This is a genomic window from Flavobacterium psychrophilum DSM 3660 = ATCC 49418, assembly GCF_002217405.1.
GTDB lineage: Bacteria > Bacteroidota > Bacteroidia > Flavobacteriales > Flavobacteriaceae > Flavobacterium > Flavobacterium psychrophilum.
This window is the reverse complement of the sequence record NZ_MUHE01000033.1, coordinates 1-22,012: the sequence shown is the minus strand read 5'-3', so window position 1 is coordinate 22,012 and position 22,012 is coordinate 1. Positions and strand designations below refer to the sequence as shown.

At 32.3% G+C, this 22,012-nt stretch carries 24 protein-coding genes and 1 pseudogene; 22 read left to right on the top strand and 3 right to left on the bottom strand.

What is annotated here, in order from left to right; genetic code table 11:
* Window positions 1-4 precede the first annotated feature (4 nt).
* Genes B0A57_RS09375 through B0A57_RS09365 form a run of 3 tightly spaced genes read left to right on the top strand, consistent with a single transcriptional unit; the run spans window position 5 to window position 1,009 of the window.
* Window positions 5-388 (top strand): bactofilin family protein, encoded by a 384-nt coding sequence (locus B0A57_RS09375; RefSeq protein ID WP_011964553.1) that lies wholly within the window; start codon window positions 5-7, stop codon window positions 386-388.
* Window positions 381-608 (top strand): AtpZ/AtpI family protein, encoded by a 228-nt coding sequence (locus tag B0A57_RS09370; protein ID WP_034099629.1) that lies wholly within the window; start codon window positions 381-383, stop codon window positions 606-608. Before B0A57_RS09375 ends, B0A57_RS09370 begins: the two co-directional genes overlap by 8 nt.
* Before the next feature lie 2 nt (window positions 609-610).
* Entirely contained in the window at window positions 611-1,009 is a 399-nt protein-coding gene (locus B0A57_RS09365; RefSeq protein ID WP_011964551.1) for a hypothetical protein, read from the top strand.
* Here the strand turns inward: B0A57_RS09365 and B0A57_RS09360 are convergent.
* Window positions 1,006-2,376 (bottom strand): T9SS type A sorting domain-containing protein, encoded by a 1,371-nt coding sequence (locus B0A57_RS09360; protein WP_052079131.1) that lies wholly within the window; start codon window positions 2,374-2,376, stop codon window positions 1,006-1,008. The two genes, B0A57_RS09365 and B0A57_RS09360, sit on opposite strands and share 4 nt — an antisense overlap.
* A gap of 291 nt (window positions 2,377-2,667) precedes the next feature.
* On the opposite strand from B0A57_RS09360, the gene atpB reads away from it, so the two are divergent.
* The 7 genes from atpB (at window position 2,668) to B0A57_RS09325 (ending at window position 9,022) form a co-directional block, all read left to right on the top strand.
* The gene (gene atpB, locus B0A57_RS09355; RefSeq protein ID WP_034099627.1) at window positions 2,668-3,837 is read left to right on the top strand and encodes a F0F1 ATP synthase subunit A; all 1,170 of its coding nucleotides are present in this window, start codon (window positions 2,668-2,670) and stop codon (window positions 3,835-3,837) included.
* A gap of 35 nt (window positions 3,838-3,872) precedes the next feature.
* Window positions 3,873-4,070 (top strand): ATP synthase F0 subunit C, encoded by a 198-nt coding sequence (gene atpE / locus B0A57_RS09350; protein ID WP_011964548.1) that lies wholly within the window; start codon window positions 3,873-3,875, stop codon window positions 4,068-4,070.
* Between the two features lie 85 nt (window positions 4,071-4,155).
* Window positions 4,156-4,656, top strand: coding sequence for a F0F1 ATP synthase subunit B (locus tag B0A57_RS09345; RefSeq protein WP_011964547.1), 501 nt, complete (start codon window positions 4,156-4,158; stop codon window positions 4,654-4,656).
* Window positions 4,657-4,658: 2 nt separating this feature from the next.
* A complete protein-coding gene (gene atpH, locus B0A57_RS09340; RefSeq protein WP_034099625.1) occupies window positions 4,659-5,192 on the top strand; it encodes an ATP synthase F1 subunit delta in 534 nt (177 codons plus the stop codon).
* A gap of 14 nt (window positions 5,193-5,206) precedes the next feature.
* Window positions 5,207-6,784, top strand: coding sequence for a F0F1 ATP synthase subunit alpha (gene atpA, locus B0A57_RS09335; protein WP_011964545.1), 1,578 nt, complete (start codon window positions 5,207-5,209; stop codon window positions 6,782-6,784).
* Between the two features lie 105 nt (window positions 6,785-6,889).
* Window positions 6,890-7,750 carry an ATP synthase F1 subunit gamma gene (gene atpG, locus B0A57_RS09330; RefSeq protein ID WP_011964544.1) on the top strand — a complete coding sequence of 287 codons (861 nt, stop codon included), beginning with the start codon at window positions 6,890-6,892 and terminating at the stop codon, window positions 7,748-7,750.
* Between the two features lie 669 nt (window positions 7,751-8,419).
* The gene (locus B0A57_RS09325) at window positions 8,420-9,022 is read left to right on the top strand and encodes a TonB-dependent receptor plug domain-containing protein (protein WP_038467060.1); all 603 of its coding nucleotides are present in this window, start codon (window positions 8,420-8,422) and stop codon (window positions 9,020-9,022) included.
* On the opposite strand, the gene B0A57_RS09320 is transcribed toward B0A57_RS09325, so the two are convergent.
* Entirely contained in the window at window positions 9,019-9,159 is a 141-nt protein-coding gene (locus tag B0A57_RS09320) for a transposase (RefSeq protein WP_074460298.1), read from the bottom strand. The genes B0A57_RS09325 and B0A57_RS09320 overlap by 4 nt on opposite strands.
* A 23-nt stretch (window positions 9,160-9,182) precedes the next feature.
* Between B0A57_RS09320 and B0A57_RS09315 the strand changes: the two genes are divergently transcribed.
* Window positions 9,183-10,331, top strand: coding sequence for a PepSY-associated TM helix domain-containing protein (locus tag B0A57_RS09315; RefSeq protein ID WP_038467057.1), 1,149 nt, complete (start codon window positions 9,183-9,185; stop codon window positions 10,329-10,331).
* 120 nt (window positions 10,332-10,451) lie between these two features.
* On the opposite strand, the pseudogene B0A57_RS12485 reads toward B0A57_RS09315, so the two are convergent.
* Window positions 10,452-10,823: pseudogene (locus B0A57_RS12485) on the bottom strand (transposase); the annotation flags it as partial.
* Between the two features lie 378 nt (window positions 10,824-11,201).
* On the opposite strand from B0A57_RS12485, the gene B0A57_RS09305 reads away from it, so the two are divergent.
* The 11 genes from B0A57_RS09305 (at window position 11,202) to B0A57_RS09250 (ending at window position 21,955) form a co-directional block, all read left to right on the top strand.
* Window positions 11,202-12,677, top strand: a complete 1,476-nt coding sequence (locus tag B0A57_RS09305; RefSeq protein ID WP_011964538.1) for a lipopolysaccharide biosynthesis protein — start codon at window positions 11,202-11,204, stop codon at window positions 12,675-12,677.
* A 165-nt stretch (window positions 12,678-12,842) separates the two neighbouring features.
* The gene (gene dut / locus B0A57_RS09300; protein WP_038467054.1) at window positions 12,843-13,277 is read left to right on the top strand and encodes a dUTP diphosphatase; all 435 of its coding nucleotides are present in this window, start codon (window positions 12,843-12,845) and stop codon (window positions 13,275-13,277) included.
* Between the two features lie 57 nt (window positions 13,278-13,334).
* Window positions 13,335-14,345 (top strand): sugar phosphate nucleotidyltransferase, encoded by a 1,011-nt coding sequence (locus B0A57_RS09295; protein WP_034099614.1) that lies wholly within the window; start codon window positions 13,335-13,337, stop codon window positions 14,343-14,345.
* A 114-nt stretch (window positions 14,346-14,459) separates the two neighbouring features.
* Window positions 14,460-14,990: an NADPH-dependent FMN reductase gene (locus B0A57_RS09290; RefSeq protein WP_038467051.1), complete on the top strand. Its 531-nt coding sequence runs from the start codon at window positions 14,460-14,462 to the stop codon at window positions 14,988-14,990.
* A gap of 447 nt (window positions 14,991-15,437) precedes the next feature.
* Window positions 15,438-15,692, top strand: coding sequence for a type II toxin-antitoxin system Phd/YefM family antitoxin (locus B0A57_RS09285; protein ID WP_011964534.1), 255 nt, complete (start codon window positions 15,438-15,440; stop codon window positions 15,690-15,692).
* A gap of 1 nt (window position 15,693) precedes the next feature.
* On the top strand, window positions 15,694-15,951 hold the full coding sequence (locus B0A57_RS09280; protein WP_038467048.1) for a Txe/YoeB family addiction module toxin: 258 nt from the start codon (window positions 15,694-15,696) through the stop codon (window positions 15,949-15,951).
* A 355-nt stretch (window positions 15,952-16,306) separates the two neighbouring features.
* Window positions 16,307-17,143: an EcoRI family type II restriction endonuclease gene (locus B0A57_RS09275; protein WP_038467258.1), complete on the top strand. Its 837-nt coding sequence runs from the start codon at window positions 16,307-16,309 to the stop codon at window positions 17,141-17,143.
* Window positions 17,144-17,152: 9 nt separating this feature from the next.
* Window positions 17,153-18,244, top strand: coding sequence for an adenine-specific methyltransferase EcoRI family protein (locus tag B0A57_RS09270; RefSeq protein WP_052079129.1), 1,092 nt, complete (start codon window positions 17,153-17,155; stop codon window positions 18,242-18,244).
* 359 nt (window positions 18,245-18,603) lie between these two features.
* Complete coding sequence (locus B0A57_RS09260; protein WP_034099597.1) at window positions 18,604-19,947, top strand: tetratricopeptide repeat protein; 1,344 nt, start codon at window positions 18,604-18,606, stop codon at window positions 19,945-19,947.
* Window positions 19,947-20,720 (top strand): DUF4292 domain-containing protein, encoded by a 774-nt coding sequence (locus tag B0A57_RS09255; RefSeq protein ID WP_011964528.1) that lies wholly within the window; start codon window positions 19,947-19,949, stop codon window positions 20,718-20,720. Before B0A57_RS09260 ends, B0A57_RS09255 begins: the two co-directional genes overlap by 1 nt.
* A 20-nt stretch (window positions 20,721-20,740) precedes the next feature.
* Complete coding sequence (locus B0A57_RS09250; protein ID WP_011964527.1) at window positions 20,741-21,955, top strand: murein hydrolase activator EnvC family protein; 1,215 nt, start codon at window positions 20,741-20,743, stop codon at window positions 21,953-21,955.
* Window positions 21,956-22,012 lie beyond the last annotated feature (57 nt).

The window sequence follows — 22,012 nt, the reverse complement described above, 5'->3', positions numbered from 1 at the left end:
AAACATGTTTGAAAAAAGAAACAAATCATATACTGAATTACTCGGAAAAACCAACAGAATTGTCGAAGCAACAACAATAAAAGGCGACATCGAATCTGTTTCCGATTTTAGATTAGACGGTCATTTAATAGGAAATTTTACCTCAAAAGGAAAGTTAGTTATAGGTCCAGCAGGAAGTGTTACCGGCGATATTTATTGTCAGAATGTAGATGTAGAAGGCACGGTAAAAGGAAAAATAACGGTCGATGATATTTTAAGTGTCAAAAACAAAGCCAGGATACATGGCGAGGTTATTTGCGGAAAACTATCCGTAGAACCAGGGGCTGATTTTAGCGCAACTTGCACCATGCAAGCAACTTCAAAACCAGCTTTGACCACAAATGGATAGCAATAAAGATAAGAAAAATAATGTACAATGGCTTCCACTCATTAATATTCCAATACAAATGGGAGCCATTATCTTTTTGTTTTACAAACTGGGTTTTTGGTTAGACTCAAATTATGCTAGCCAAAAAATATGTTATTATAAAACACTTACTTTACTAGGTGTTTTTTTTGCTTTATATAATGTGTACCGTCAGGTAAACGAAATAGGAAAAAACGCATAGGTATGTTTAAAAAAAATATAAAATCGATAGGTCTTTTGGCTTTAATTATTGGGGTAGTTTATTTAGTTCATAAATTTGTTTTTTATGTATGTAAATTTGACCAAAGTGCCTTTATATACTCATTAGAGCAATTATATTTGTTTTTCGGATTGTTCTCAATAACAATCGAACTAATATTAATTAGCGTTAAACAAAAAAACATAGACATTGTAGGAAATGTTTTTTTGTTACTAACGTTAGTTAAAATGATGGTTTGTTTCGTTTTCAAATCTTCGGTTTTTAAAAAAGGATTCGAAGACAATCCAGTTCAAAAATGGAACTTTCTTATTCTTTTCTTGCTATTTCTTGCTATCGAAACAACTGCAACGATTATAATATTGAATAAAAAAGAAACAATTTAGTTTTTAATAAACTTATTTTGATAACTACCTTCTTCAGAAAAAGCTTGGATGAAATATAACCCAGAGGCTAAATTTTCTATATTAATTAGAGAAATATTTTCTTTATTTTCGAAAACAATTTGACCGTATAAATTGGTAATTATAATTTTATTAAAAACTAAATTATCTCTTTGAATATTTAAAATAGAAGTTACAGGATTTGGGTAAACAGATAATTTTCTAGCAAATACTTTCTCATCGATAGCTAAAAAAGGGCAAGTAATAAGTGTAGGAATATCTTTGGCAATGTTAGACGCATCACCAAGTTGCCCATATAAATTTGCGCCCCAAGTGTATAAAGTCCCATCATTTTTTAAGGCAATTGTGTGCGATAATTTAGAGTTTACGGTTAGCCAATCTGTTGTTAAGCCAGAAACAGCCACAGGGCTATTTTTTTGAGTAGTAGAAGCATCGCCAAGTTGTCCAGATGCATTTCCGCCCCATGCCCATAGGGAACCATCAGATTTTTTAGCAATAGTATGCTGATGGCCTTTGGCAATCCAGTTGCAATTTGTTACAGTTGTAATATTTACAGGAATAATTTTGCCCACAACCGTACCATCACCTAATTGCCCATTTGTGTTGTTACCCCAGGTCCAGATACTCCCATCAGATTTTGTGGCTGCGCTATGTAAGATGCTTGCCATAACATTTTGCCAATCTGAATCTGCCCCAATTTGAGTAGGTATTATTTTGTTTAGGGTGGTATTATCTCCTAATTGTCCAGTATTATTTCTTCCCCAAGCCCACAAAGTACCATTGGTTTTTGTTGCTAATGTATGATTGGTTCCCGCAGATACTAGCAACCAATCAGTGTCGGATCCTATTTGCGTGGGTACGATTTTATTTACAGTTGTATTGTCACCTAGTTGTCCGTAGGTATTATCGCCCCATGCCCATAAAGTGCCATCAAGTTTTATTGCAATAACATATTCATCGCCAGCAGTTATAAATCGCCAGTTTGTAGCTGTTCCTATCTGAATAGGGATATTAGAGTTTGTTGTGCTTCCGTCTCCAAGTTGGCTTGCTTGGTTGTGCCCCCAAGTCCAGAGCGTTCCATTTGTTTTTATAGCAACATTGTGCGCATTTCCGGCAGCTATTGTTTGCCAGTTTGTAGCTGTTCCAACCTGTATTGGGATGTTCGAGAAAGTAGCAGGAGTTCCAGCAGTGCCTAATTGTCCGAAATAATTTCTTCCCCAGGACCACAAGGTTCCGCCTGTTCTTATGCCTAAACTATGCGATCCACCCGCAGAAACAGATTGCCAGCATTGTGCGGATAGACTAATGTAGAATAGCCCAATAAATGAAATAAGTATTTTTTTTCTCATGTTTTTGTAAATTTTTCGATTCTTTCAAAAATACAAAAAAAACAACTTATTAACAGTTTATATCAATAGGTTTTCGATAAAAGGCTATTTATTTCGGATAAAATCAATAGTTTAAACAAAATAAATTTAAAATAAAGGTAAATTTGTTAATAACTCATAATTTAAAAATCAACTTACAAATCCTGTAAAATAAAATAAGCATAAAAAAACAATCTATATCTTTTTTGAGTATAAATAAAAATGTACCTTTGCACCAAATTTACAAACCTAGTAATTATAGTTTTTTAATATATGGTAATTTCAAAGCGTCCACTTAGATTTATACTGACAGTAGTAATTGCAAGTCTTCCATTATTTAGTTTTGCAAATAATGTTCCAGATAGTACTAAAGTACCTACTAAAGCAATTCAGGTAATTTCAGACACAACTAAAGTTGTAGCTAAAGCGATAGCCACTACAAATGAAATCGTTTCTAAAGAAGATGCGGCTATCGAAGAAAGAGCTGAGTTTATACAACATCATTTATTAGATTCTCATGATTTTACTTTCTTTTCTTACGGTAAAGAATCAGGACATGAGGTACACGTAGGATTTCCGCTTCCTGTTATTTTATGGGATAACGGTTTTCAGTTTTTTATGTCTTCAGAATTTCATCATGGTGAAAAAGTAGCACAATCTAACGGAAACTATTACATGATTGGTCATCATGACGGTATGGTTTATAAAACAGATTTAGCTGGTTCTGAATCTCATATTAAACCACTAGACTTATCTATTACTAAAAACATAGTAATGATTTTTGTTGTAGCTTTGTTAATGTTTGTAATGTTTAGAAATTTAGGGAAATCTTATGGTAAAAATGGTGGTATAGCTACTGGTGCTGGTAGGTTTTTTGAACCAATTATTTTATATGTTAGAGACGAAATTGCCATTCCTAATATTGGAGAAAAGCATTACAAAAAATACATGAGTCATTTGCTAACAGTATTTTTCTTTATTTGGTTCTTAAACATGTTTGGTTTAACCCCTCTTGGAGTTAATGTAACTGGAAATATTGCCATTACTGCGGCATTAGCAATTGTTACTTACTTGATAACAACATTAACAGCAAACAAAAATTATTGGGCACATATTTTCTGGATGCCAGGGGTGCCTCCCTTAATGAGGGTAATTTTAGCACCTATAGAATTGTTAGGTACAATTATCAAGCCATTTTCATTAACAATTCGTTTATATGCAAACATGGTAGCGGGACACATTGTACTTATGAGTATAATCGCTATGATGTACACGTTTAACAATGTTGCTGGTAGTGGATTTTCATTTGTTTTAGCATTTATCCTTTCTATCTTAGAGATATTAGTAGCAGGATTACAAGCTTATATTTTCACGATGTTAACTGCGCTTTACTTTGGTTCAGCAAATGAAGAACATCACCATGATGAGGATGCTCATCATTAATAATTTGAATGTTTAATTTTTAATATATATACATTATGGGAACTATTCCAAATTTAGTAGGAGCAGGTTTAATCGTTATCGGTGCTAGTTTAGGTATTGGTAGAATTGGTGGTTCAGCAATGGACGCTATAGCACGTCAACCAGAAGCTTCTGGAAAAATTCAAACTGCAATGCTTATCGCAGCTGCACTTATTGAAGGTATTGGTTTTGCTGCATTCTTTATGGGCAAATAATATTTTTAAAACAGCTGTTGTAACGGTTGGTTACAACAGCTGTTTAATTAATAAAAATTAGATTAATAAATTAAGAAAATATATAATGGAACAACTATTAGGTCAATTTTCATTAGGGTTATTTATATTACAAATTATTTTATTTGTAGGTTTAATCCTTTTACTAAAAAAATTCGCTTGGAAACCTATTCTTGATGCGGTAAACGAAAGAGAAGACGGAATAAAAAACGCCTTACTTTCGGCAGAAAACGCTAGAACAGAAATGCAAAACCTTCAAGCAGATAACCAACGTATTTTGCAAGAAGCAAGATTAGAGCGTGATAATATGCTTAAAGACGCTCGTGAAATCAAAGAAAAAATGATTGCCGATTCTAAAACTGAAGCACAAGCCCAAGGAATTAAAATGATCGAGCAAGCAAAAGCGGCAATTGAAAGCGAAAAAAATGCTGCTATGGCAGAATTGAAATCTCAAGTTTCAAACTTATCTATCGAAATTGCTGAAAAATTATTAAAAGACGAATTATCTAACAAAGACGCTCAAACTAAATTAGTTGAGAAAATGTTAGGAGACGTTAAATTAAATTAATTATGTCAAGTACAAGAGCAGCAATTCGTTACGCAAAAGCAATTATAGAGATAGCAACATCAAAAAATGCAACTAACGAAGTAAGTAATGATATGTTTTTAATTGCAACAACAATTAATAGTAATTCAGAATTGGATACTTTTATTCAAAACCCAACTATTAAAGTTGAAGCCAAAGAAAATGCTTTGTTAGAAGTTTTTGCTAACACAAATGAAGTAACAAAAAGCTTATTTCATTTATTGTTTGAAAACAAAAGATTTGAAATTCTAGGCGCAATTGCCTCAGAATACAACAAATTATTTGATGAAATAAATGGTATTCAGGTTGCAAAAGTAACAACTGCCATTGCTATGGATGCCAATTTAGAAGCTAAAGTAAAAGCTAAAATAGCAACCTTTTCAGATAAAAAAGTAACAATAGAAAATACAGTAGATGCTTCTATTATAGGAGGATTTATTCTAAGAATAGGCGACAAGCAATACAATGCTTCTGTTGCTAATAGATTACAAGTTTTAAAAAGAGAATTAAGTAATTAGTTATTTATATAATTATGGCGGAAATTAAACCAGCTGAAATTTCAGCAATATTAAAAAAGCAAGTAGAAGGTTTTGAATCTGGTGCTACGCTAGAAGAAGTAGGATCGGTACTTCAAGTTGGAGATGGTATTGCTCGTATTTACGGGTTATCAAATGTTCAATATGGTGAGCTTGTAGAATTTGACAATGGTCTAGAAGGAATCGTTTTAAACCTTGAAGAAGATAATGTGGGTGTGGTACTTTTAGGAGCATCTACAGGAATCAAAGAAGGATCTACAGCAAAAAGAACACAACGTATTGCGTCTCTTAAAGTTGGAGAGCAAATGGTAGGACGTGTAGTAAACACACTTGGTTTTCCTATCGACGGTAAAGGACCAATTGGTGGAGATTTATACGAAATGCCTTTAGAAAGAAAAGCTCCTGGAGTTATCTTCCGTCAACCAGTTACTGAGCCATTACAAACAGGTATCAAAGCAGTAGATGCAATGATCCCAGTAGGTCGTGGACAACGTGAGTTGGTTATTGGTGACCGTCAAACAGGTAAATCTACCGTTTGTATTGACACTATCTTAAATCAAAAAGAATTTTACGATGCAGGAAAACCTGTATTTTGTATATATGTTGCTATCGGGCAAAAAGCATCAACTGTAGCAGGAATTGCAAAAATGTTAGAAGAAAAAGGCGCAATGGCTTATACCGTTATTGTTGCTGCAAATGCTTCTGATCCAGCACCAATGCAAGTTTATGCACCAATGGCTGGAGCTGCAATTGGAGAATATTTTAGAGATTCTGGTCGTCCAGCACTTATTGTTTATGATGATTTATCTAAACAAGCAGTTGCTTACCGTGAGGTTTCTCTTTTGTTAAGAAGACCACCAGGACGTGAGGCATATCCTGGAGACGTTTTTTACCTACACTCTCGTTTGTTAGAAAGAGCTTGTAAAGTAATTGCTGATGATGACATCGCAAAAAACATGAACGATTTACCAGATTCATTAAAATCTATCGTAAAAGGTGGTGGTTCATTAACGGCGTTACCAATTATCGAAACACAAGCGGGTGACGTTTCTGCATATATTCCAACAAACGTAATTTCGATTACCGATGGTCAGATTTTCCTTGATGGAGATTTGTTTAACTCAGGAGTTCGTCCAGCGATTAACGTAGGTATTTCGGTATCTCGTGTTGGAGGAAATGCTCAGATTAAATCGATGAAAAAAGTAGCTGGAACATTAAAACTAGACCAAGCGCAATTTCGTGAATTGGAAGCGTTTGCTAAATTTGGTTCTGATCTTGATGCCGTTACATTAAACGTAATTGAAAAAGGAAAAAGAAACGTTGAAATCTTAAAACAAGGTTTAAACTCTCCTTATACTGTTGAAGATCAAGTAGCAATTATTTATGCTGGTTCTAAAAATTTATTAAAAAATGTTCCTGTAAACAAAGTAAGAGAATTCGAAAAAGATTTTATCGAATACTTAAATAACAAACACAGAGATACATTAGATGCTTTAAAAGCTGGTAAATTAGATGACAAAATAACAGATGTTATAGAAGCTACAGCAAAAGAACTTTCAGCAAAATATAATTAAATTAAGTCAAAGGTCTTAAAGGCGAAAGTCTAAATTTCAATCTAACGATTGGACATTTTAACAAACTTTTGTCTTTATGACTTTACGACATTATACTAATAAAAAATGGCAAATTTAAAGGAAATCCGTAATAGAATTACTTCCGTTTCATCTACGATGCAAATTACATCGGCAATGAAAATGGTTTCTGCAGCAAAACTGAAAAAAGCACAAGATGCTATTACAGCAATGCGCCCTTATGCCGAAAAACTAACGGAATTATTGCAAAATCTTTCTGCAACACTAGATGGTGATGCGGGTGGAGAGTTCACAAAACAACGTGAAATTAAAAAAGTATTAGTCGTTGCCATTACTTCAAATAGAGGTTTGTGTGGTGCTTTTAATACCAATGTAATTAAGGAAGTGAAAAACCGTGCAGATTTTTATGCAGGAAAACAAGTAGATGTTTTTGCTATTGGTAAGAAAGGAAATGATGTTTTAAGTAAAACACTTTCGGTTATAGACAATCAGAGTTCAGTTTTTGATGCGTTAACTTTTGATAATGTTGCCAAAATTGCTCAAATGCTAACAGATAAGTTTGTTGCAGGAGAATACGATAGAATTGAAGTGATTTACAATCAATTTAAAAATGCAGCAACACAAATTGTTCAAACAGAGCAGTTTTTGCCACTAGCACCTATAAAATCTGATTTGCCAGTTTCTACGGGTGATTATATCTTCGAACCATCTAAAGAAGAAATTGTATTAACATTGATTCCAAAATCATTGAAAACACAATTATATAAAGGAATTAGAGATTCATTCGCATCAGAACACGGAGCACGTATGACTGCCATGCACAAAGCAACAGACAACGCAACCGAGTTAAGAGATCAATTGAAATTAACTTACAACAAAGCGCGTCAAGCTGCAATTACTAACGAGATCCTAGAAATTGTTGGTGGAGCGGAAGCTTTGAAAGGATAAGAAAAAATAAGTTTATATGGCTTAAGTCTATTAAAAACAGTATTTTGCGTTAGGAATTTTTACTATATTTTTGTTTTTTATAGTAGTTAAGTGAACTTCGTTTGTAAGTTAAAGACCAACCCTTGTGGTAACGCCCAAATAATGAGGTTTAAAAAAGCAGTTTATTGTATAATTAAGCGGTTTGTATAAGTTAAAAAGTCAACATTTGTTGACTTTTTTTGTTTTAATCCCATATAATTAATTTTCAACTAATTTTATCATTGTTGTCCGATTAAATTTTGAATATTTTATTTTGAAAATTCAAAAACAAAACAAGTCATTGCTTGGGACATAAGAATTGAATGAATTCTTATTTATTTTCTTTAAAACAATACATTGTTTTTATTTAGAACAAATAAAAATAAATGTATTTTTACATTCGAAAAATTTAAATATAAAATTTACGATATGAAAAAAAAGAATTTATTTACAATACTATTACTATTGGCAGTGGTAACTTTGTATTGTTAGGGGAAAAATTCAATAGCTGGAAATGTAAAAACATCTGACGGAATACCCGCGAGACAAATCAAACTAGTAATAGATGATTTTAAAATCGAAACGCAGTCGGATGAAAAAGGGTATTATCAATTTGATGATATTACACTTAAACAAGAACTCAAAATCAGTTTGTATGCTAATGGAATAGTGGTGCATACTGAAACCATCAAAGTGATTTCGGGGCACAATGTAGTCAATTTTACTCTTGCCAGCAAAGTGACAGAGTTAAATGAGGTGATAATAAAAGGAGTTGGATTTAATCGATTTATAGGGAAAGAAAGTCAGGATGTGGCAAAAATTCCATTAAAAAACACAGAAAATCCACAAGTATATAGCGTTATTCCCAAAGAGATTATAAAAGCACAATTGATAATCGACAACAAAGATATAATCAACAATGCTGCTGGAGTTGTCGCTTTTAATAACCCAACAGGTGCAGTTACGGCTTGGATTAGAGGATTTGAAACCAGAAATGCGGTTAGAAATGGTATGGCTACTCAATTTAGAGCCGAAACAGACCCAATAAATATTGAAAGAGTTGAAGTCATTAAAGGACCTTCAGGAACATTATATGGAGCAAATGCCGTTTCTTTTGGAGGATTAATCAATAAAGTTACCAAAACCCCAAACGATGTTCCAAAAAGCGAGGCTACTGTTTTTGCTGGGAGTTACGGATTACTTCGTTTCACTTTAGATGCAAATAAAGGGTCACATAAATTTTATGGGGATTAAGCAAAAAGTTTTTCCATTCTAAAGAGAAAGAATTTCACATCTACTACACCTCTTTGATTTGCTCTAAAGAGTTTTATTTTAGAATTAAATGACTCAGCATTTGCGTTGGTATGTCTGTTTTTGAAGAAGTTCAAAATGGTTTCTAAATGATAGTGTCATAATGAGAGTTAACATAAAAAAACTTATTAAAAAAACACATCTTTGGTTAGGATTAGCAACTGGAATTATCGTTTTTATAATTTCCATAACGGGCTGTCTTTTTGTTTTTCAAAAAGAAATATCTGACATATACTACAAAGATACTTTCTTTATTGCTCCGCAAAGCACTAAAACAATAGCAGTTACCAAGCTAAAAGAAATTGCAGATAAAACATTATCTGCACCATCAACCAGCATAACAATATATAAAGAAAAAAATCGGGCTTGGGAATTTATGGTTTACAAATCAGGAGATGAAGATGCAAACACTTGGTTTGGAACAGTCAAAACATACAAATCAGTTTTTATCAACCCATATACAGGAGCTGTTACAGGCAATATAAATTATAAATACAATTTCTTTATTATTGTCGAAATGCTACATTATTGTCTTTTGATAAACCGTCAAATTGGAGAACCCATTGTAGCCTATAGCACACTAATATTTGTATTTATGCTCATTACAGGCATTATTTTATGGTGGCCAAAAAATAAAGCTGCTGCAAAACAACGCTTTTGGTTTCGATGGAAAGACACCACAAAGTTTAAACGCAAAAATTATGATGTTCATAATATTTTAGGTTTTTATACAATGTTTATTACCTTAATACTAGCATTAACAGGAATGATTTTCTCTATACAATGGTTTCAGGCAACAGTTTATGTCATTGCATCACAATCCATAACACCCCCAGAACAAATAGAAAAATTATCCGATACAACCTTGGTTTCATTAAAACAGCCTTTAGATATTGCACTAAATAGCGCTAAAATTAAAATTCCAGATGCAAATCGTTACAGCTTGATTCTACCAAAAAAAAGAAGTGATGTAATCTTAATTTCGGGAATTAGAGGAGAAGAAGCGCATTATAATTCTGATAAAATACAGTTTGACCAATACTCGGGCAAGCAATTACACCGATCTAATTATGAAAACAAAAACAATGGCGAAAAACTCATTACTATGAATTATGATATTCATACAGGTATAATTTTAGGACTCCCCGGAAAAATATTGGCTTTTTTGGCTAGTCTTGTTGCAGCAAGTTTGCCAATAACAGGTTTTATGATTTGGTGGGGAAGAAAAAAGAAAAAAACATCTGTAAAATAGCATATAGTTGTAGTATAGCACTCTCCAAACCTAAGAAGGTTTTAAGGTCTGTGGTCGAAAATAGTTGGTGTTTTTTGAAAATAATTTGTAACATTTGGCTGTTGATTGGAAGAGGAAGCGAGCAATGTCTTTGAAAATTTTATTTCTTTTTATTCTTTTGTTTTTGCAAACTCTAATCGGGATACTGTCTATAAATGAAATCCTTGTACATACACCCAAACAGTAGGTTTTTGTAAACATGGTCATCAAATTTGATTGTATCAATTCTACGAAACGATTGTACGAAAAGGTTTTAGTAAATTCTTTCTGCATATGCGTCTTTACATAATAGATGTAAGAATGTTTAAACTTTCTAAACCCACTCAAATGAAAAAGTAATGTAATGGTAATGACTTCAGAAAAGGAAATCCTTGGTTTTTTCCAAAAGGAAGGGTTGAGTGAATTTTTCAAAATCTTTACAAAACTCATCAACAATTGAAATGTTTCCGTAATTTTATCAAAAACAAATTACAAGGTAAATTTTGGTTAAACCATTAAATATAAATGTATTAATTCTTGCCTTTTTTAATAAATTTATTTCATAATTTATTAATCGGACTTAGGTTAATAATACTTACTTTGCAATAATACCAAGAAATATAAACCAAACCAAGCAAGAAGCGATTACAGATAATGCAAATATTTTTCAAAAAAGCGAAACAGCAAAAACACCATTTGCAATTTCAGAAAACGAAGCCATTTTAGAATACACTTATAAAAACCAAAAAAGATATTACAAGATTTCTAGAATAGAAGAAAAAGAAATGCTCATGTATCCATCGGCAAGACCAGAAAATTAGTTATTTTTGTTTATTAAATTAACTATTTACTTTGAGTTTATATAAAAATCTTTTCAAACAAACGGTCATTTACGGATTAGCCATGGTGCTTCCGCGAATGCTAAGTTTTTTTCTAGTAAGACTTTACACCAATCCAAGTGTCATGTCAGACCCAGCAGAATATGGTGTTCTAACTATCGTAATGGCCTATATGGTTTTCCTAAACGTATTACTTTCTTACGGTTTCGAAACTGCTTTTTTTAGATTTTATAATTCAGAACCCAATAAGAACAAGGTAATTGCAACAGCCACAATTTCTATTTTTTGGAGTTCGATAGCCTTTCTTTTTTTAGCGCTGCTATTTAGAAACGCCATCGCACATTATACAAAAGTAGATGTACAATATATAACTTATTCGGTTTGGATTCTAGTATTAGATGCACTAGTAGTTATCCCTTTTTCAAAACTTAGAGCCAACCAAAGACCCATCAAATACGCCATAATAAAAATAGGAAATGTTATAGTAAATCTAACATTAAACTTTTTCTTTCTACTCTATTTGCCAAAAATCACACAATCTAATCCTGATAGCTTTTTTACAACCATTTACAGAGAAAACTTCCAAATAGGATATGTTTTTATTGCAAACATTATTGCAAGTTTACTCACATTTATAGCCCTTTCACCAGACTACATTAACATACATTGGAAAATAGACAAACCACTTTGGAAACGAATGATGCACTACGGAATACCCATTCTCATAGCCGGAATAGCATTCGCTGTCAACGAACATCTAGATAAAATCTTACTAGGAAAACTACTCCCTGCTAACATTGCCGAATCTGAAGTAGGCACTTATGCCGCATGTTACAAACTAGGACTATTCATGGTTTTGTTCCGAACGGCATACACCATGGGAATCGAACCCTTTTTCTTTAGCCATGCAAGCAACGAAAACGCACCACAAACTTACGCCACAATAACAAAATATTTCGTAATCTTCGGGTCTTTCATCTCATTAGTAGTCATCGTCTTTGCCGATTTATTAAAAACATTTCTTATCCCAAACCCAAATTATTGGCAAGCCATGAGCGTAGTACCACTAATAGTTTTTGCTAACTTTTTTCTAGGTATTTATACTAATTTATCCGTTTGGTACAAACTAATCGACAAAACAAAAATTGGCGCATACATATCAGTAGTTGGCGCCGCAGTAACACTACTGCTAAACTTCTTACTCATACCAACTATGAGCTATTACGGCTCGGCAATTGCAACCATTGCAGCCTATGGAAGCATGATGCTCATCTCCTATACGCTAGGAAAAAACCAATATCCAATACCATATGATAAAAATCGAATCCTAGGATATTTAACCCTAAGCGTTGCCTTTTCAGCAATTTCCTTTTATATCCCATACATTCGAGAAAATTATTTTATAAAAACAGGAATCATTATACTATACTTATATTTTATTTATTTTAGCGAAAAAGAAACCTTAATCAGAATATTAAAAAGAAAATAAAAATTAGAAGCTATTCCCGCTATCCGTTACAATCTTTTTGTTTTTTAAAGAAAAAAACAAAAAGGATTTCCACTATTATCGGGGCTAAAAAACCGTAAAAACAAACACTAAATAATCCGCGAAAATCCGTTCAATCCGTGTTATCCGCGTGCCAAAATTTAAAAAATGCAAATAAAAATAATCAACAAATCCCAACACGAATTACCCAACTACGAAACCATTGGTTCAGCAGGAATGGATTTGCGTGCCAATATTCAAGCACCAATAATACTCCAACCACTAGAAAGAACCCTTGTAAAAACAGGACTCTTTATCGAATTGCCCATAAGTTACGAAGCACAAGTACGACCACGCAGCGGATTGGCATTCAAAAAAGGAATCACAGTACTCAATTCACCAGGAACAATCGATGCCGATTACCGAGGAGAAATTGGCATAATTTTAGTAAATTTATCCCACGAAGCCTTTGTAATCGAAAATGGCGAACGAATCGCCCAGCTCATCATCGCCAAACACGAAAGAGCAGAGTGGATTCAAGTTCAAGATTTATCAGAAACTTCACGTGGCGAAGGCGGTTTTGGAAGTACAGGAGTAAAATAAATTTGTAACAAGCTAAATAAAAACCCTTTGCAACTTTGCGGTTAAAAAAAAATAAAAATGAAAATAATAGTACCAATGGCTGGTCGTGGTTCACGCCTTCGCCCACACACCCTAACAATACCAAAACCATTAATCCCTATTGCAGGAAAACCAATTGTGCATCGTTTAGTCGAAGATATTGCTAGCGTATTAAACCAATCTATAGATGAAGTAGCCTTTATTATTCACGAAAGTTTTGGCAAAAAAGTAGAAGAAGAACTCATTGCCATTGCACAAAAATTAGGCGCAAAAGGAACTATATACTATCAAAACGAAGCACTAGGCACAGGGCACGCCATCATGTGTGCAAAAGATTCTCTTTCCGGCCCAGCAGTTATTGCCTATGCCGACACATTAATTCGTGCCGATTTCGATCTAGACCAAACTGCCGATGCTGTTATTTGGGTAAAACAAGTAGCCCAACCAGAAGCTTTTGGAGTAATAAATCTAAATGATAAAAACCAAATAGTAGAATTAGTAGAAAAACCAAAAGAATTTGTTTCAGATCTTGCCGTTATAGGAATATACTATTTTAAAGATGTTGCGGTACTTAAAAACGAATTGCAATTAGTTTTAGATAATAATATTATTCATGGTGGAGAATATCAAATAAATGATGGTATAAAACAAATGATGGCAAAAGGCATGACTTTTGTTCCGGGTAAAGTAGATGAATGGATGGATTGCGGAAACAAAGAGGTCACCGTTGAAACCAATTCTCGTATGCTCGGTTTCCTTCACAATGACGGAGAACATCTAGTAGATTATGGCGTGCAATTAGAAAATTCGACCATTATACCGCCATGTTATATAGGTGAAGATGTTGTTTTAGTAAACGCAACCGTTGGTCCAAATGTATCCTTAGGAAAAGGAACACATGTGGTAAATACCACCATAAAAAATAGCTTAGTACAAACTCATGTACACCTAAAAAATGCTAAATTAAACAATGCAATGATAGGAAATCATGCCCGTTTCGATGGCGATTTTACAAGTATAAGTATAGGCGATTATTCGGTTTTAGAATAAGGATATTTAAACACAAAGAACGAAAAGAACACAAAATTTTTCACGAAGTTCACAAAGCATCGTGTTGGCGGTCATTGTGGTGCAACCACAGAAAAAACAATAATTTATAAAATAATGCTTGAAAAGAAAAAAATATTTGTAATTATTGGAAGTGCTAGTTCTAATTCAACAAACCTTAAAATTGTTAATGAAATTGAAAATATAACAAAAAATGATTTTAAGTTGACAATATTTAACAACTTAAAATCTTTACCGCATTTTGACCCAGATCTTTCAGCTGATAATCCGCCAAACTCGATTATAAAATTAAGAAATGAAATTGAAAAAGCTGACGGAATAATTATTTGTACACCTGAATACATTTTTAGTATTCCAAGTGGATTGAAAAATGCAATTGAATGGTGTATTTCAACAACTGTTTTTTCTGAAAAACCAACTGGATTAATTACAGCATCTGCAAGTGGAGAAAAAGGTCACGAAGAATTAAAGTTGATAATGAAAACTGCAATGTCAAAATTTACAGAAGAAACAACATTATTAATTCAAGGTGTGAAAGGAAAGTTTGATGAACAAAACAATTTAAACGATACTGAAACAATAAAAAAACTAAATTTATTTATAAAAGAATTTAAAAGCATAATGTAAATAAAACAACGAACCGCCAACACATGCTAAAACTCATGGCTAGGTTTTCGGTAAATTGTTCGTTTCTTTTTCCTAAATTCGTTTTCTCTTAGTGGAGAAAACTCGGTTCCCAAGCCGCCACGAGCTCTAGCATGGGAACGCTGGAGGAAACCATCGAGCTACACAAAACGCAAAGAAACCGTATAAAAAAGAATAAAATATATATGCCAAAGAAAATTTTATTTATTATTGTATTTAACCCGTTGGGTGTAATTATTTAAAGTAACAAAAGCATCTATAAAACGTACTAGATTATCTAGAGTTATTTTGTCTTCTAAACTATTTTTTTTAGTTATATTTGATGGAGTTTATGGGTTTTTTTCACAGACTGACGTTAGCGGTAATAATTTGACGAATATTGCGTAAAATCAAAATATTGTACATATATTTGTACAAATTATAGTAATTATGGTAGTAGCAAATATTTCAGATTTCAGAAAAGATATTAAATCTTACTTTGATAGAGTAGCAATAAACTTTGAAACTCTAATTATAAATCGTGGAAAAGATTCAGGGATTGTTGTTATTTCACTTGAAGAATATAATTCACTAATTGCAACAAATTATGAATTATCAAACAGAACTAACGAAAGTAGGTTAGATTCTGCTATTGATAAATTTAAGAGTGGTAAGTCATTTTCTAAAGACTTAATTGAGGAATAAAATGAAATATGTATTTGTTGATGAATCTTGGGAAGATTATTTGTATTGGCAAAAAATTGACAAGAAGAAAGTTAAAAAAATAAATGATCTACTCAAAGATATTTCAAAAAATCCTTTTGAAGGAATAGGAAAACCAGAACCATTGAAACACAAGTATGCTAGATTTTGGTCAAGAAGAATTGATGATGAACATAGATTAATCTACAGGTTTATCGATGGTGAAATTCAAATTTTGAAATGTAGACATCATTACGACTAATATTACTACCGCTTACAGCTAGGGTTTCATTGTTCGGCTTGCAGCCGCAACGAAACCCTAGCTGTAATATGTTGCAGGCTTAAAAACACGGAATATCTTATTTTGAACTAATTATTTTAGTTATATTTGACGTAGTTTGTGAGGTTTTTTCACAGACTGACGTCAGGCTGTGAAAAAACTAAGCCGAAATAAGAAGTTATTCGGATACCTGTCGGAGAAAAATTTCATACAGATGATTCTCAGTTTTTTTTTTGAGTTAATTCACAAACTGTCGTTAGTAGCAAGCTTACAGAGCGAAATCTTAATTGAGAAATTTGTACCTTTGCAAAATTAAATCGTAATGATAATTTATAAAATGGCAAAAAAGAATCAATCAAACAGGTTAACTAATCAACATAAAGCATCACAAGGTGTCATTGGTATATTTGGTGATGAAGCAAAATTACACGACATAAATGTTGGAAAAATATCAAAACTTGTTATTGAACAACTTGAAAAAGAGTATCCTCAATTATCTTTTCGTTATAGAAAAAACATAAAAAAGGAAGAGATAAACAAAGCCTTACAAATAGTTGATAACGATTTAGGACAAACTCTTTTTGTTTCAAATTCAAGCATAAAACCTGATGGAGGTATAATTGAAGTAAAAGACGACAACAACAATTGGAGAATAGTTTTAGTTTCGGAAGCTAAACATCAGGGAAAAGACATTGAAAATATTCTAACAGGAAAATTAGTAGGTACAGCCAACAATCAAGACTTAATGGCTGCTGGTAATGCGATAGAAAGGTCGCATAAAAACATATCTGAAATTGCTAACTTTATGCTATCCGAATCTCACTTCCCTTATATTTTATTTTTGGAAGGTTCAAATTTTTTAACAGAGACAATTTCAATTGAAAGACCTGATGGAAGGATTGTAACTTTGGAATACAATTCTGGAATGTTAAATAGATTAGACAGGTTAACTTCTGCAAATTATGGAATGCCGATTAACACAAATTTATCCAAAAATAAGTTTGTTAAGCATAAAGATAAAACAATTATGCTTCAAGCAACTTCAATTTATGCACAAGGAAAAGGAGAAAAATGGGATGCAAAAATAATGTTTGAGATTATGATTGAAATTTCTAAAACATCTCTTCAAGTTTTAGGCAGTGATTTGTTTAATCAAATAACTGAAAGTAAATAGAGATTGATAATGGCTAGAAACGCAACAAATAAATTACTACAAAAAGCTAAAAAATCAAAGAGCGATGAGTTTTATACTCAACTATCAGATATTGAAAGCGAATTAAAACATTACAAAGAACACTTTGAAAACAAGGTTGTTTTTTGTAATTGTGACGACCCTAGAAGTAGTAACTTTTTTAATTATTTTGCTTATAATTTTGAAAATTTAGGATTAAAAAAACTTATAACAACCTGTTACAAAAATCAAGAGAAAGATTTATTTGGTCAAGAAAAATCTGAAGATGCAGTATTTCTTGAATACACAGGCGACAAAAATGGAAATAATATTCCTGATGCAGAAGAAATTGGTGTAAAACTTTTAAAAGGTGATGGCGATTTTCGTAGTAAAGAAAGTATCGACTTGCTAAAGCAAGCCGATATTGTCGTTACAAATCCGCCATTTTCTTTATTTAGAGAATATGTAGAACAATTAGTAAAATACGAAAAAATGTTTCTAATAATTGGGAACATTAATGCAATAACGTACAAGGAAATCTTTAAACTAATAAAAGAGAACAAAGCTTGGTTAGGTATAAATATGGGCAGAGGAATTTCAGGTTTTATAGTTCCAGAACATTACGAACTTTATGGTACAGAAACAAATATTGATAGCTTTGGAAATAGAATAATTTCTCCAAACAATTGCCTATGGTTAACAAATTTAGATACTTTTAAGCGTCACGAAGATATTGTTCTTACTAAAACATATTATGGTAACGAAAACGATTATCCCACATTTGACAATTACGATGCAATTAATGTAAATAAAACCCAAGATATACCAGAAGACTTTGATGGAGTTATGGGTGTACCAATTACATTTTTACATAAATACAATCCAGAACAATTTGAATTAATTAAATTTAGAAAGGGAAATGATGAAAAGGATTTATCTATAAATGGTAAATGTCCGTATTTTAGGATTCTAATTAAAAACAAACGTATAAAACCGAAACTGACTGGAAAACAAAAAAGCCAGCTACTAACAGCGGTGGCTGTTGCACAACTTGTAGTTTCGAATTTGATTACAAAATTATCATTATTAGTTGTTTTTAACTAGTTGATTTACAGTAGTAATTAAAATTAAAACGCACAAAAAAAGTTGATTTTGAATCTTATTTTTAGTTGTGCAGCAAGCACATTGGTTTGGCAATATGGCGGCTGAATTGCTTCTATGAAACATTTGTGCATTATCTAGAGTTATTTTGTCTTCTAAACTGGGTATTTGTAGCTGCTGGCGGCAGATTTCTTGTATATGTTGCATGCTTAAAAATACGGAATTTATTTTTTTTAAACTAATTATTTTAGTTATATTTGACCGAGTTTGTGGGGTTTTTTCACAGACTGACGTTATTAAAGTTCAATATTTTCTTTGTGTACCTCGTGAATTATTGGTAAACTTTGTGGTTAAAAAAAAATATGAATAAAAAAGGGTCAAATATAAAACACCTCATTTTCGGAATGTGTATCATTTCTGCAAGCGTATTGGCACAAACCCAACCCGAAGATGTAGTATCAGAAAAAGATGATTTTAAAGAATCCTATTACGAATCACTCATTCAAAAAGGAATCGAAAATTATGATAAAGCGATTGTTTCTCTCGAAAAATGTGTTAAGATTCAGCCAGAAAATGCCGTAATTTATCACGAATTAGGTAAAAATTATTTTTTGCAGAAAGACAATCAAAATGCCGAACAAGCTTTTATAAAAGCAACACAACTTGACACGAAAAACAAGTGGTATTTAATAGACTTGTACGACGTATATTATCAAACTAAAAATTACAACAGAGCACTAGATATTGCACAAAAAATAATTCCGTTAGACGCAAAATTTAAGGAAGACCTGGTGTCGCTTTATATGTACACACAACAGTTTGATAAAGCTTTAGTTTTAATAAATGAATTAGACGAAAACGTAGGCAATACAGAGCTTCGTGACCGATATCGTTTGCAAATTACATCGCAAACAAAAACCAATTTGTCCGATAAAAATACGCTAGAAAAAGCCATAGAGCAATCGCCTAACAACGAAGAAAACTACCTGTCACTTATTTATATGTATTCCGATAATAATCAGGAAGAAAAAGCATTGCAAGTGGTTCATAAATTAGAAAAAAACATCCCAAATTCAAGCTGGGCGCAGGTTTTTTTATACAAATATTACATTAATAATAATGACGGAAATAGTGCTTTCAATTCTTTAAATATAGTTTTAAACAGTGCTAAAATAGATAAAAAAGTCAAGTACAAAATGTATAATGAGTTTCTTATTTTTGTATTAAAAAACCCACCTTTCGAAACCCAACTCAACAAAGCAACAAGCTATTTTGAAAATGATTCAGAATTTAATGTATATAAAGAAATTGGTAAGTTTTATTACAAAAAGAAAAATTGGGAACTGGCCATAAAAAATCTCGAAAAAGCAACAAATACCGATTTAGAAAGCAATCTATTTCTCTTAGCTTCATACGAAGAAACCAGTAAATTTGAAGTTTTAGCAACCAAAGCATCAGAACTGATAGATACATTTCCAAACCAGCCAGAATACTATTTTTTTGCAGGAAAAGCATCAAACAAATTAAAAAAGTATAAAAAAGCCAATGATTTTCTATTGTCGGGCATCGATTATGTAGTAGATAATATAGCTTTAGAAATCGATTTTCTTACTCAATTGGCCGAAGCTTCAAAAGGACTTGGAGATAATCAAAAAAGTACCCAATATTTAGCTAGCGCTAACAATTTAAAAACAAAACAAAAATAATGCGCAGAATTCTTCCTTTCTTATTGGTTTTTACCTTATTGTCTTGTAAATCGAAGCAAAAAATAATTGCATCGCAACCCGTGGCAACAGGAGAAACAGCAACAATTTCTAATATCATAAAAAATCATTATGCGATAAAACGTGATTTTACAACGGCTTACATTAAAGCAAATATCGATTATGCAGATAACAAACAATCTCTAAGCCTTTCGGCAGATATAAGAATAAAAAAAGATGAAATTATTCTCGTTAGCGTTAAGTTTTTCGGAATCGTTGTGGCAAAAGCCATTATAACACCAACACAAGTTAGGTACTACGAGAAAGCAGGAGGTAAATATTTTGAAGGCGATTACAAAACATTAAGCAACTTATTAGGAACCGATTTAGATTTTCTGAAAGCCCAAAACATGTTATTAGGACAAGCTATCGATGATTTATATAAAGGAAATTATTCACTTTCTATCGAAGAAGATTCCCCAAAATTAGAAGAAACAACAGAAGAAAATTTTAACAAAACATATCTTTTTGATATAAATAGCTTTTGGTTAAAAAGCCAAGAAATTACTCAAAAAACACCCGAACGGAAAATGAGGGTCAATTATTCTAATTATAATTCGTTTCCAGAATGTGTTTTACCAGGAGAACTTCTTATTTTTGCAAATCAAGACAATAAAACCACTAATATTACGATAGAATATAAAAACGCTACATTCAACGAAGATTTAACTTTTCCGTATAGTGTTCCAAGTGGTTACGAGCAAATCAAATTATAACAATTAGATACAATTTTAGGATGTTAAAATATATTATTTTTTTTCTGTTAATACTTTCAACTTCACTTTCATGGGGGCAAGAAGAGGAAAGACAACGAAAATTGGAACAGCAAAAAGAACGTTTACAAGAAGAAATTAGAGCGCAAGAAAAATTATTGCAAAGTCAGAAAACTAAAGAAAAATCTGTTGTAAAGGTTGTCATACAACAAACCGAAAAAATTAATTTGCAACAAAAATTAATTAACACAACAGCAAAGCAGGCTAAAGTTTTAGGAAATAGTATGTACATTAATCAAGTTAGTGTAAACAAGCTAAATGACGATTTAAGAATCTTAAGAGAAGATTATGCAAAAATGATTGTAAAATCATACAAAAGCAGATCAGCACAAAGTAAAGCTATGTTTTTGTTGTCGTCAGAAAATTTCTTACAAGCCTACAAAAGAGCCCAATATATGAAACAATATTCTAGTTTCAGAAAACTGCAAGGAGAAGAAATAAAAGTAAAAACGATCGAATTAGAACGCTATAATAGTAAACTTTCTGGGCAGAAAAAAGAAAAAGTAAAACTAATTGCAGAAAGCGAAAAAGAAAAAGAAGCTTTAGAGAAAGACAAACAAGAACAACAAAGATTATTGTTCTCTATCAAGAAAGACAAGGGAAAAATTATTGCCGACATTAGAAAAAAACAAAAAGAATCGAAAGCGATAGAAAAACAAATTGATAGATTAATTAGAGAATCTATTGCTGCAGCCAATAAAAAAGCGGGTAATACTACAAATACAACCACATTTGTATTAACGCCTGAGGCAAAGGAATTAGCAAACGATTTTAAGAGTAATCGTGGCCGCTTACCGTGGCCAGTAGAAAAAGGATTGCTCACTAAAAAGTTTGGGCGACAGCCACATCCGCTAGAGCCATCTATCATGATTGAAAGTAGCGGCATTGAGATTTCTTCAGAACGAGGGGTAAAAGCACGTTCTGTATTTGCAGGCGAGGTTAGTGATGTGCAACAAGCTGCAAATGGTACAGCAACTATAGTATTACGCCACGGAGATTATATTACAACCTACTCTAATATAGGTAAAGTCTTTGTGCACAAAGGAGATAAAGTCTCGACAAAACAAGTTTTGGGGGAAGTGTTTTTTAATACATTTACTAATAAAGCCATCTTAAAATTCCTTATTTTTCAGAACACAACAAAGCTAAATCCACAAAGTTGGATTACAAATATGTAGTATTGTAATGTACAAAAGCCACTAATTATCATAATTTATGACACTATCCCGCAAAGT